The sequence below is a fragment of the Corynebacterium sp. NML 150383 genome, from assembly GCF_002285085.1.
GTDB classification, from domain to species: Bacteria; Actinomycetota; Actinomycetes; order Mycobacteriales; family Mycobacteriaceae; genus Corynebacterium; species Corynebacterium gottingense.
Genome location: NZ_NSGK01000005.1, coordinates 101,696 through 114,644 on the forward strand (window position 1 = coordinate 101,696; position 12,949 = coordinate 114,644).

A 12,949-nucleotide genomic window follows, 5' to 3' on the forward strand; every position below is an offset into this window, starting at 1 on the left:
TCCCCATATGTCGCGGCTCAAGTCGACGTACTAGCTCTTGTCCCGTGCGAAGTTGTAGGTGCCCTCGTCCAGACCGGACTCGCCCGGGGTCGGATCAAGAATCAGCTCCGGCTTCACCGCAGTCGCCTCATCGTTTTCCACGTAGTCGCCGCCACGGAAGTACAGCTGGGTGGTGATCTCACGGAAACCAGGCTGCTTCACGCGCAGCCGGACGCCATGGGTGACCACCGTAGGACGCGATGAACTAGCCGGTCGGGCCGTCATGCGGAATCATGTACGGAGCAGGCTTTACGGTGGTGATCTCGTACTCGCCGTTCTCGTTGGTTACGATGGTGCCGCACAGGTCCCACTCCGGAATCACCGGTGCGTACTGGGAGTAGTAGCCCTCCTCATCCACGTGCCACAGCTCAACGGTCGCACCACCGAGGCCGTTGCCGTCGATGTCGATGACCTGGCCCTTGAAGATCAGCTGCTCAGACTCCTTGTCCGACTCACGCATCGGCATGGTGGTCTTCCACGGCAGTTCCGGTGCATCCGAGACGTAGTACGGGCCCTCAAACGAGCCAGTGGTGCCGGTGTAGTCGTGGCGGTTGTAGTTGATCTCCTCGATCTCGTGCTCAACGAACGCGTCGAGCCACAGCGGCCACTCGCCGTACTCGCCGACCTTGATCATCCAGTCCTTGAGCAAGCGGTACTCGTCATAGGTCACCTGGTGCTTGTGCGCGACATCAGCAATCGTCTTGAGCAGATCGGTGTAAATCTCGTTGGCGCGCTCCTTGGACGTATCCGACTTGTAGATGTGGTTCTGGAACGTAGCGGTAGCGGCGTTACCGGAACCCTTCGCGGCCGGATCCTCGGGCGGCAGCTTGAGTATTGTTCACTTCAGACATTGTTCTTCCTTACTTACTTGAGGTTCTTCATGAATACGTTGACGTCGTCGCACTGGATCAGGCCCCCGGATATCGTCAAAAGCAACTACGCAGCAGGCAAATCCTTACCCTCGCCCAACTCTCCATCTCCAACCATTGCTGCGCCATAAACGGGGATGAAATAAATAATAGCAACAGTGAAGAAGCGCGCGGCAGTGACGTTTTCCGCAAGCAATAACCCTAGGACTTGATCCATATACGCGATAACTGATCCACCGAAAGCGACCAGACTGCCGGATTGCGTGAGGGGGAGTTCGTTGAGATTGAAACCGAACAGAGCTTGTGAAATCGAAGGCTTAAGAGCACCGTTTTCGGTGATTTGATTCTCAACGTATTCAACAGCCTGCGCGTCCCCAACTAAGTCGTCGATATCATCAGGGGTTTCCACGGGGACATCGAGATTGAGTTCGTTTTCAAGCCGTTCAAAGCCGCGCAGAACGCTGTCAATACTCTGCGTGCGGTAGTGTTCACCGACAATTTTTGATGCTGCGGAGTACTCCTCAAAGTCGGGAAAAGCTGCCGGATACCCTTTCAGAGCAATCTGCGCCCCTGGTGAGAATCCCAGCCCCTGCATCTGCTTCAGCAACTGTTCAGGAGCAGTCAGGTCCTTGGTCGCTTGATTGATGAGCTCGGTGAGCCCTCGCACAACCAGTGCTTGTCCACTTAATGCCTGCGTTGCAGCAATGCCTTGGGTTACGGCTGAAAAGTTAAGTCCCGCGAGCATGTTCTTTGGTGGGATGACTTCGCCAGTTCCAGCAAAAGCGGAAATATCCGGCAAAGGATTGCCGATTTTCGCGAAGTCAGCCATTGAAGTTTGCAGCCCAGTCATCTCTTTCAATACTGAAGATTCGAATCCCATATTCATGCCACGTCGTATTGCTTCGACAGCTTTGAATGTTTGGTCATCGCGCATTCTCAGAAAGGCGGATGCTGCGTTGGCGGATGTTTGTACCTGGCTGAGGGCTTGCATGACTCCACTGTTTTTGAAGTCAATGTAGGGACTCGTACCCAGTTTCATGGATGCGTTGATATTTGCTATTTGTTGCGCGAGGGCTTTGGAGCCTGCAAGGCCTGCAGCACTGTTTGCGATGTCGCTTTGTATTTTCCCGAACCAATCCAAGTTGGGGTTCGGCTTCGAGCTGTTGCCGTCGTGGGGCATCGTGTCACCTTTCTAGGGCGGGGTGGGCCGTATTGAGGTGATTATCTCACATGGGCGTCATTCCCTTCACCGCATTGCAGAACTCGTGTTCTATGAAACGCTGTCTTGTGATGACACTGTGGCCGGTGTTCGTTGACCAAGAGGCGATGTGGCGTGTTCAAAAAATTTCGCCATAGCACCTCACGTTATTTCTGAGCCTGGGAGGCGAAGACACTGCAAACAAGCATCGCTGATTGAATGCAGTTTCGCTGGTTGTATTGCCGTTTCGAAACATGGTGCACGGAAGCATGCCGAGAGTATTGATACGGGACTGGGTCATTTCGATCAGGCCAGTATGCCGCATGAGCATTCCACACCGGTAACCAAACGAGGGACTCACGCAAAGTCATTCGGTCGATGACTTCCGGGATTTCATCCTCAGCTTTCCTGTTTTTTATGACTTTCCTCTCGTCTCCCTCAAAACGAAAAGAGACAAGCGAATCGAGAATCGTCGTAAATAGGGCTTGTGCAGCTTTCTCATGGCCTTGCCGGGCCACCTCCAACGCCTCATCGACAAAAGGACGAAGCTTTTCGATTCTCGGCGCAACCACAACTCGAATTGCAGTCTCACAGTCGTCCAGAATTCTCCGAGAGTATCTGTTCAGTAGTGCTCGCTGGTCTTTTACGGTTTCTGCGGCAATAATCTTGATAGCTATTTCTTCGCTCGGTACCTCACAGATGGGAATCGAACCACCCTCCACAAAGCACACCACCTCATCAGGTGTGATTCGGCCGGCAAGGTTCCGGAGATTCGGTGGCAGCAGCGCTCTATGCGCCGCATTGAAAACCCCCTGGTCAATCGACGGTTGCAGGAGCGAAGTTATCTGTCGCTGTAGATCTTCGACAAGCTTTTCATACGCGTGAAAGTGGTCTGCTTGTAGCCTTTCCACCACCTTCCACTGATCTTCAACCAGATTTCTCGCGTAGCTGAATGAAGCATCTTGCGCATCAAGCACCGACTTAGAAAGGGCTTGTATCGACGAAAGAGTTGATTGATAGGTTGCACCAACTTTATTCGCTTCAGCGAGGGTTAGAGCAGACGGCAAAGGGATGCCGACAACTGGAGACATCCACTCTTGCACGGCGCTTTCGGCAATTTCCGCTACTGGTCCCACTAGCTCATGTAAAGAAAGCCCATTTGTCGCCTTGAAGATTTCCGCTAGAGCCTTATTAGTGCTTAAAAGGCTCGACCCCGCTTTTAACTCGCCTAGATCCAGCACGCTCCGTCCTCCCTCTCTCCTTCGCAAAACTCAACGCTCCTTGAGTCTTCCCAGCTTCACGATCGCGGCCTGTGAGAGCAGCGAAAGTCGTTTGTAGCTAGGAACCGTGTTGACCTAACCGCTCATAGGCTTCCTTCAAGGAAGCTTCCCTGTCTAGCTGACTAAATGGGTACTCCAACACGTACGTCACATCGGATTGCGGGTGTACCCACGTGCGATCTGTTTCCGAAAGTTCCTGGCCATCCTTCAACCTCGCATCGGCTTTGAGGATCTCCTTAGGAACGAATCGTCCGTTCGCGTCAAAACGATCCTCCTCGTCGTAGCGACGCATAACGGGGAACTGCGTGCGATAGATCATGCAGAGTTCATCGGCGGTGACGCCGAGTGAAAGTGCCACAATCGCGTCAATCTCAATTTGCGCGAGCTGCCGATCCCAGGCATTCCGCAATGGGGTGTCGTAGGTCCAGGTTTGACCCGTGCTCTCTTCCCAAAGTGGTGCATAGGCCTCAGTGAGGCAGTTGAGCTCAAGAAATCTCTGCACAAGCAGTTTCTCTAACTCCCCGAACTCCGGCAACGGTAATGAGTCAATCGTGGGCCCATAAAGATTCGCAAGACCTGTAGCCCGCAACTGAAAATCTACGAGGAGCGAGGACAAAGATGCTCCAACAAGTATTGCGTTAGTTACATTAGAGGGCGCACCGCCGCTATGAATGCCATGCACATGCGCAGCTCCAGGAGGTATTACCACTGGGTAGAGAGTTCTAAACCCAGTAGTTGCCGCCATTGCTCGCCAACCGACCCGATAACAATTTCTCGATGGAACGCGTTCACCATCGACCTCCCACGATGTGTAATCAGTGTCGTACGTAGGCTTGGTTTCGCGATCTGGCTGATACGCCGTCGCTGGGATGAAGTCCGCGGGCATCGCCTCAAGGTCAATTTCGGACCAGTCCTGGTTGTGCTTCAGCGTCGGGTTCGGCTGCTTGATCATCGGCGTCGAGACGCCGAGGTGTGGCCCCTGGAGGATCACGTCGTCCCAGGACTTAGGGTGGGCCCAATCGACGTCGAAATACCCCTTCTTCTTGTCGGAAGTCTCGTGCCAGCCAGAAGAGAACTTGAGTCCGAGAGAACCAATACGTGGCTTATCGGCGAGCTTCGCTAGGACTGCTGCAGCCTCGGTGTTGACGGTGTAGACCATGCGAGTGTCGGTAATCGCGACATCATCGCCCTCGAGGATCGAGTGCCACGTCTCGAGGACCGACATATCGACCTTTTGGATACGATCGCGGTGGGGGCGAAGGTCCCAGTTGTAGTCAGGATCCTTGATACCTGGGAGGTCACCCTCGCCGTTGTGATGGACGGAATCCGCAGCAGTTTGCGGGTGGTACATGCGGCCGGCCTGCAAGAACTTAGGGCGGTCTTGTTCGGGTCCATAGAGATGTACCCCGTATACAACATGATCATCAATATCGAAGAGCATGAGGGCATTGATGAACTGCCAGTGCCGGCGCAGGCGCAGATACGCGTCGTGGCGGAGCGCAACAGCACCCTTTTCCGTGAAGTGTGACTCCGGGTGTATAAGCGAAACGACGCCGTTGTTGCTCATGTTGGCCCACGTACGCTCCATGAAGGCTCGGTACAGATCCGGCTGTTGGTTGGCCAGGTGCGGGTACATGGCAACGTCGCCAAGCACGGCGGCGGTCGAAACTGTGTCACCCGTTCCGCTGAACGCGATCTCGCGGGCACGGTCGTTGTCGTTCCATTGCTCGCGACGCTCCCGCTTCTCTGCCTGCGTCGGTTTGTGTGCCAGCGAGAACCACGGGTCGACCTCGGAGTAGAGACCATCCATGTCACCGCGGGGCCGCACCCACGGCGGGTTACCCACCTGTAGGTCGAAGCCACCGCGGGCAAAGACGGCGGCGAAGTCCAGGTCCCAGTGCAAAAAGCCCTGGTCCTCGGCAACCTGGCGCACGGTGTGCAGCCACGGGTGGAGCTCCAGGACCTTGTCCAGGGGCTTGGCGCCGGACAGGCTCAGGTTCATGTCCTCGTGGTGGTTCAGCTCTTCCCAGGTGTCCGCGTTGGCGATGATGGTCTGCGCCTCGTCGCGGGCTTGGGCCTCAATGCCGAGGAGGTCCTCCAGGGTTTCGAGGTACTCGTCGAAGGAGGGCAGGGCTGTGTGGACCTCGCCTTCGGCGTCGACCTGGATCTCGGTAAGCGGCCAGAAGGTCAGTGCGTTCCACGCATCGAGGGCGAGGCGTAGGCGTCGGTAAGCACCCTGCTCATTATTCAGCAGGTCGCGTTCGATTTCTGCGCGGGTGACGTTGCGCGAGGTGGGCGTGTGCTCGCGGCCCCACAGGGGGATGTCGCGGCGGATCTGCTGCTCCGCGATCTTCATACGGGTCAGGGCGAAGGCCCACAGGGTCTCCACGCGGGCGGCCAGGCGGGTGAGTTGCTTCTTTTGGGGGCCGCGGGGGTCGGTGAGCACGCTGCGTCGCCAAGCGGCAAGGGCCTTTTGCTCCGGGCCGGCGAGCTTCTTCAAGTCCTTCGCGGCGTGGGCCGCGCCCCAGGTCTGGGAGGGCAGCAGGAAGTGGTGGATGCGGCCGGCGGCGCGGGGGTCGCGGTGGCCGGCGTCGATAGCCTGCGCGAGGTTGGCCACGGACTCCCGGCGCGGCACGGCGGTGAGCCACGCCTTCTTCTTCAGCTGGGAGGGGTCATACGTTGAGCGCAGGGCGCCGATGAGCGAGTTGCCGCGGCGCAGGTGCAGGCCGAACCAGGGGGCGGTGAGCTCGCCGGTCATAGTGTCGAGCCACAGGGAGATCTCCGCGAGCTCCACCGCGGTGGGGTTGAGGTCCACGCCGTAGACCTGGTGCAGGGCGATGTGGGCCTTGACCTTCTGCAGTTCGCGGGTGCGGTCCTCGGGTGGCACCTGCTCGCCGAGTTCGGCTTCGCGCAGCTTGAGGTAGCGCTCCGCGAGCTGGCGTACGGCTTCCACGGCGAAGGCACCGGAGCCCATGGCGGGCTCGCAGATAGTGAGAGCCAGGATGTCCTCGGCCGTCTGGATGCGGCCTTCCTCCTCGAGGACCTCGAGGGCCTGGCCGACGGTGAACTGGGTGAGCACCTCCGGGGTGTAGAAGGAAGCGGAGCGCTCGCGGTCGCGGCTGGACTGGCGGAATACGAAGGAGCCACGCTTGTGCTCGCGGCGCGCTGGGGCGTAGCCGCCCTCCGGCTGCTCGCGCATCTCCATGACGAAGCTGTCCTCCGGCACCGAGCTTGCCCTACCGACGGGGAGGACCCAGGAGCCCTTGGAGGCGTTGCCGCCCGGCGCGACCTCGTAGAGGTCTTCCTGGGCGATGAAGCCGTGGTAGGACATGAGGCCCTCGTACACCTGGCCGAGCTCGGTCACGCCGAGGGTGGCATAGGAGATGAAGCCGCGGTCTTTTCCTGCCTTCTCCTTAGACAGCAGGAGGCGCTGCAGGACCTGGGTGAGCGCCTCGTTGGACAGCTTCGTGCCGCTGAGCAGGGAGGTCGCCTCCGGTTTGAAGAGGTCCGCCTCCAGGTTGCGGAAGGTCAGGCCCTCGTTCTGAGCGTCCTCGTCCGCGTTCTCCGTCTGCTCCGGGTGGTGGCCGTGGTTGACCTGGTCGAAGAGGACCTGCAGCGAATCATAGAGGTGGGTGCCGCGCCGGGCTTGCTCGGTAAGCGGGGGAGTGAGCGCGTAGTCGCGCAGGCGGTCCAGGCCGTAGCCGTCGACGTACTCCGCGGCGCCGGTGGGCAGGATCTGCAGTTCTGGCGACGCCTCGGCGAACAGGAGGAAGAGGATGCGGTACAGGTAGCGCAGGGACTGGCGGGCCAGCTCGTTGCCGTCGACGTCCTCGAGCGGGAGGCCCTGATCCTTGCGGCGTTCAAGGACGTCGTTGCCGATGAGCTCGATGGATTCGCGCACGGCGTCGCGAAGGTCCTCGGAGACCTTGACGGCGTGGTTGCGCGCTGCTTCGAGAACCTCGGCCCACCACGTGGTGCCGTCGGCGGCGCGCTCCAGGTTCTCGCGCGCCAGGATCACGGCCGTGCGCTGCAGCTCGCCGCCCTGCTTTACCTCGTTGCGCTCCACCACCAACTGCACGTTGACGCCCAGGTAGCGGCCCAACGCCCAGGTCTCGCGGTGGGCGAGCACCACCCAGGGGCCGGCGAGGACGACGATGAACTCCGGGGCGTTATCGGTGAGGAAGAGCTCGCCGACCAGCTTGGCCACCGGGAGGGGCTCTGGCTCGCGGTCCTTGCGCGTGATGCCGCCAACGACGGTGGTGGAGGTGATGTCCTCTAAGTTCTCGATCGGGTCGGCGTTGAGCACGATCAGCGTGTCGTCGGCACCCGCCCAGCCCTGGTACGCCACGGTGTGGTTGGCGCGCTCGAAGGTGCGGGTGGTGGGGGCGCCGTAGCCGAGCGCGCGGCGCAGCGTGTGCTGGGCGGCGTCCTGGTCGGCGGTGGCGTAGGCGTTCTGGAGCTCGCCGCGGGCCTTCTTGAAGCGCTCGGCAGGCGAGAGGCTGCCCGTCTCCTTTTCCAGGTCCTTCCACTCCTTCACGCGCGCCTTGACCGACTTGGTGAAGGACTCGCCCTTCTCATCGGTGGTGAAGAAGTGGTCGCTGATCCATTCATCAACGTTGATGAGTGAGTCGTAGGACGCCATCGGGGTCTCCTTACGCGGTGTGTGGTTACTGGGTGTTGGGCAGGGCTGGCAGGACCAGGACGAGGGGGCGGATGAGTTCGCGGTCCGGTGCGAGCGAGGCGATGAGCTGCTTCTCCTGCTGCAGGAGGTGCTGGGAGCGGCGCACGATGCGCGAGCTCAGGGCCGTCTGGGTGTCGTACTTGGAGTGCTCCCAGTTCTCCGCGCGCTGTATCCAGTAGTCAATGCGCTCCTGGGCCTGCGTGCGCGCCGCCTGCATCATCGGGGTGAGCTGGCCGCGGGCCACGGTCACCGAGTCCGCGATGAGCTGCTGCGCGTTCTCCGGCAACTCCAGGTCGCCGGTGTTGATCGCGTCGGCGGTGAGCCCCACGCCGTGCAGCCAGTCCACCGGGTTGAGGATGGTTTGGGGCAGGATCCCGTTGGCCACGGTGACGAAGGCGCGCGAGACCACCTGGCCGCGCTTGTTGGTCAGCGTGGCCATGAGCAGGACGGTGGGGAAGTCGAGCGTGCCTGCAGCGGCGCGGATGGCGGGGATCTGCCCGCCGGACAGGGAGGCGAGCGCGCGGTCCGCGGCCCAGTCCGTCACCGGGTGCAGCGGCCCGAGGAAGTGGGCGCGGGGCCAAGTGGAGCCGTCGTCGCCGGTGCGGGCGCGGCGCAGGAGGTCGTTGCCCAACTCGCGCGTGGTGGCCAGCTGGAAGGATTCGCGCACGCGCCGCTGCGCCAGGTAGTCCTGCGGCAGCACGTCCAAGCGGCGGCGCAGGTCCTCCGGGGGCGCGAGCTCCGCCACGCCGTTGGGGTGTTGGGCGAACGCCACGCCCTTGTTAGTCAGCGGCTTCTCCGGGGCGTTGTGGAAGGCGGCGTTCAGCGCGTCCTGCAGGTACGCGATCTCCGAGGGGTACAGGCTCGTCGCCCCCGTGGAGGTCGGCGCGCCGGTGCCAGTGGGTTCCGGTGGTGCCGCGGGTGGGGTGGTGCGGTTGAGGCGGGCGAGGAGGGCGTCGATAAGCGACTGCTCATCCTGCGGTTCCTCCTCGGCAACGGTCTCGGCGCGCTTGACCACATCGTCGAAGCCCGCGCTGCCCTGCAGCACCTTGCGGATCACGTCCTCCTCGCCGCGGACCGTGTGCTTGCCCATGAGCGAGGCGACGTCGCCCAGCACCGCGTGGGCCTCGTGCTCGCGGTCGATGAGGCGGCGCAGCACGTGCAGCTCACCGACGCTCGCGTCCTCCGTATCCAGCAGCAACGCCGTGATCTGCGGCGGGTGGGTTTGCCCGTAGCGGTCGACGCGGCCGTTGCGCTGCTGGATGCGGATCAGCGACCACGGGATGTCATAGTGCACCAGGTCATGGCACAGCGTGTGCAGGTTCACGCCTTCCGACGCCACGTCACCCGTCACCAGGACGCGCAGGGGAGAATCCGTCCGCTTGAACTCGTCCACCAGGCGCATCTGCTCCTGGTCCGACAGGCTGCCGTGCATGACCGCGATGGCGTCCTTGCCCAGGTTGAGGTCCTTGGACAGGTGCTCCTTGAGCCAGTGCAGGGTGGCGACGCGCTCTGAGAAGATGACCGCGCGCGTGGGGGAGCGCTTGCCCACGCCGATCTCCTGCAGGTAGTTGACCAGGGCGGCGTACTTGTTGGAGTTCTGGCGCGTGACCTTGGCGTTGAGCGCTCGGAGGCGCTCGAGGGCCTCGCGCTCGTTGGCGTCCGTGGTGCGCCTGAGCCGGGTGGTGATCGTCTCCTCGAGCGCGGCCGGCGAGGAGAGGAATGCCTTGACCAGGGTCCAGGGGAAGAGGTGGTCCTTGGTGTTACGTGTGTTGAGCCACGCGTCCTGCAGCTCACGCGCCACCGCGTTCTCCTCCGCCGAGGCCTCCACCGGGATGTTGCGCGGCTCCGCGCGCTCCGCCCACTTCGGGCCCACCACGCTGGCCACCTCCTCGCTGTGGCGGTGGCGACGGATGACCAGGCGGTCCACGGCGTTTTTGTCAATCTCCCCGTTGGGCCGCACCGCCGTGGGGTCCAGCAAGCGCAGGATCTCCTTGAAGGACTCCGGGTCGCCGTTGTGCGGGGTTGCGGAGGCGAGCAGCAACGACTCCGTGGTGGGGGCGAGCGTCTTGGCCAGCTTATTGTTGTTCGTCCCGGCGTTGGTGGCGTTGTGGATCTCATCCATCACCACCACGTCCCAGCGCACCTTCTCCAGGTTGATCAGATGCTTTTCTGCCTTGAGCGTGTCCAGCGAGACGATCACGCGGGAGAAGTACGTGAACGGGTTGCGGCTGCCCGGCAGCTTCTGCTTGATCTGCTGGATACCCGCGGAATCCAGGCGCACCAGCGGGATGGCAAAGCGCGTCCACATCTCCTGCTGGAACTGCTCCATGATGTGCTTCGGCGTGACCACCAGGATGCGCTCGCCGCGGCCGCGCCGGATCAACTCCGCCAGGATCATGCCGATTTCCAGCGTCTTGCCCAGGCCGACGGCGTCCGCGATGAGGATGCGGGGACGCAGGTTCTCATCCGACAGCGCCTTCTTCACCGCCGAGAGCTGGTAGTCCAGCGGGTCCATGAGCATGTCCTCCGCCACCGACAGCTCGTCTTGGTACAGCGGGACCGGGGTCTGGCGCAGCGTGGTCTCCAGCCACAAGCGCGACGTGCGGTAGCCGGGGGAGTCGTCTGGGACGACGCGGACCCGCGCCGGGTCCACCACCTCCACGTGGTCGATGGCGGTGTAGAAGCTGGCGGTGGAGTCGCGCACGAAGTCCGACAGGCCGCGCACCGTGAGCAGGAAGCCGTCCACCGCCTGCGTGACCTTGGTGATCAGCCACAGCTCGTCGCGGACCCGGACCGTGAGGCCGGGGGCGTAGACGGGGGTTGAGGTGGCGCTGGCTGCGGTGCTGGCGTCGGCGGGAGTCATGCCGATCATGGTAGTTGGCTGTGAGGGGTGTGCTGTGTGGGTGGTGTTGGGGTGGGGCGACGGGGCGTCGATAAGCGGGCGCGAACTCTGAGTTCGATTTCCAACAATCGCACTCAAACCATAACTCAAAATCGCATTCAGGATTGGCCTTTATCGCCGTGAGCTGCTGCTTTATGGTTTTCGTTTGAGTTATACTTTGAGTTCGGGTTTGAGTTATACTTTGCAAGGTGAGTCAGAATACCGTTCGCGAATACGTCGAAAAGCTGCGAGACATTGGCAACGATACCTACCGGATCGAAGCCAAGGATGCCTCCGGCGGTCTTCCAGAGAGCATTACTGAGACACTCTCCGCTTTCGGGAACATGCCGGAGGGCGGGGTGATCCTGCTTGGCGTGGCCGAGGACGGTGGCACCTTCCCGGTGACCGGCATTGCTGACCCCAAAACCATGGAGAGCCAATTGGCAAACAAGGCACGGCAAAAAATCGTGCCTCCCCTCCAACTCGGAGCGATAGAAACCGCGACTATCGAAGGCAAAACGGTACTCCAGTGCGTCGTGCCGCCCCAACCGTCGGACCGGAAGCCATTTCGAGTCGGTAGAGGGGGCCCGGCCTACATCCGTAGCGGCGACGGCGATTACGAGCTTGACTCAAACGAAGAACTCTTCCTCGTCTCGCAGCGGGGCGTGCCCAAGCACGACCGCGCCCCGGTCGAAGGTGCAAGCGTTGAACGTGACCTGGACCCAGAACTTCTCGAACAGTATCTGGAACGAGAACTCTCCCAATCGAAGCGACTCGCCCGTTTGCCGAGGCAAGAGCAGCTCATCAAAACCAATGTCGTCGCGCCGGAAACGGGTGAGCCAACCGTTGCAGCGGTCTACGCACTGGGCATCCACCCACAGCAATTCTTGCCGCTCACGGTGAAAGCGCATGTCACACGCAATCCGTCCGACCCCAAATCGGTCCGCATGCGCGATAAGGAAGAGTTCACGGGTCCCGTCCCTGATCTGCTGGACGCAGTAGTGGATTGGGTGACCGATCACCTGCAAACCAGTATCACGTTCTCGGACGGCCACGGCAAAGACGTTCCGGAGATACCCATCTTGGCCATCCGCGAGATCGTTGCCAACGCGCTCGTCCACCGCGACCTCTCCCCCGCCAGCTTGCTCGCGTACACCCAGGTGGTGAAGCAGCAGGACAAACTCATCGTGGTGAACCCTGGTGGGCTGTGGGGGCTGACCGAGCGCGAGTTGGGCAACACCGGCCCCCGCGCCAGAAACCCCGTTTTGTACCGCATGTGCACCGCGGTGAAGACGTCGAGGGGCAACCGCGTCATTGAGGCAAGCGCAACAGGTATTCCCGCTGTACGTGAGGCGCTTCACGACGCCTTCCTGCCCGCCCCCTACTTCAAGGACCGCGTCATCGATTTCCAGGCGATCTTGACATCCTCAACGATGCTCTCCGAAGATGACGTCGCGTGGGCATCGCGCCTACCAGGCGGGGAGAGGTTCTCCACTGCGCAACGCCACGCGCTGATACGGATGCGCAACGGCGAAGAGCTCACCAACGCAACGTACCGCGAGGAGTTCCCCATGGACTCGACTCGGGCGCGGACAGAGCTACAACAGCTCGTGGAGTACGGCCTCGCCACTACTCGAGGACAAGCCGGAGGCACCGTATATTCCTTCCGGCACGACGCGGAAGACGACCTTGCACGCAACCACGCGGACGGCAGCGCCACCACGCGGCGGGAAGATTCGGACCCTGACGTTCCAAATCGGAAATATCTCCGCCTGGAAGAGAAGATCCAACTCATTCAGCACGTCCTGGAGAATGCGGGTCACCCACTGACCAAGCGGGAGATTGGTGAGCAGACTGGCATGAGCTATGGCCAAATGACTCCGGCGCTCAAACGAATGGCCGAAATTGGTGAGATTACGTTTACCGAGAAGTACTGGAACGCGAAGAATCAGCGGTACGCACTCCCACACTGGCCAACTTCGGGCTCAAGCTAGCAGGCTC

General features: G+C 61.3%; 5 protein-coding genes and 1 pseudogene. 1 reads left to right on the top strand and 5 read right to left on the bottom strand.

The features are described 5' to 3' along the window. Positions 1-30 precede the first annotated feature (30 nt). From catA to CKJ85_RS06760, 5 genes and pseudogenes are all read right to left on the bottom strand, one after another. Positions 31-865 (bottom strand): annotated as a pseudogene (gene catA / locus CKJ85_RS06745) (catechol 1,2-dioxygenase). Between the two features lie 110 nt (positions 866-975). Continuing rightward, positions 976-2,088, bottom strand: a complete 1,113-nt coding sequence (locus CKJ85_RS06750) for a hypothetical protein (RefSeq protein ID WP_095553836.1) — start codon at positions 2,086-2,088, stop codon at positions 976-978. Positions 2,089-2,273: 185 nt separating this feature from the next. After that, a complete protein-coding gene (locus CKJ85_RS11865) occupies positions 2,274-3,347 on the bottom strand; it encodes a hypothetical protein (protein WP_143340170.1) in 1,074 nt (357 codons plus the stop codon). A gap of 97 nt (positions 3,348-3,444) precedes the next feature. Then, positions 3,445-8,028 carry a DNA methyltransferase gene (locus CKJ85_RS06755; protein ID WP_095553837.1) on the bottom strand — a complete coding sequence of 1,528 codons (4,584 nt, stop codon included), beginning with the start codon at positions 8,026-8,028 and terminating at the stop codon, positions 3,445-3,447. A gap of 25 nt (positions 8,029-8,053) precedes the next feature. Then, positions 8,054-10,930: a DEAD/DEAH box helicase gene (locus CKJ85_RS06760; protein WP_095553881.1), complete on the bottom strand. Its 2,877-nt coding sequence runs from the start codon at positions 10,928-10,930 to the stop codon at positions 8,054-8,056. A gap of 227 nt (positions 10,931-11,157) precedes the next feature. On the opposite strand from CKJ85_RS06760, the gene CKJ85_RS06765 reads away from it, so the two are divergent. Then, positions 11,158-12,942 (top strand): RNA-binding domain-containing protein, encoded by a 1,785-nt coding sequence (locus CKJ85_RS06765; RefSeq protein ID WP_233126986.1) that lies wholly within the window; start codon positions 11,158-11,160, stop codon positions 12,940-12,942. The last annotated feature ends 7 nt before the right edge of the window (positions 12,943-12,949 follow it).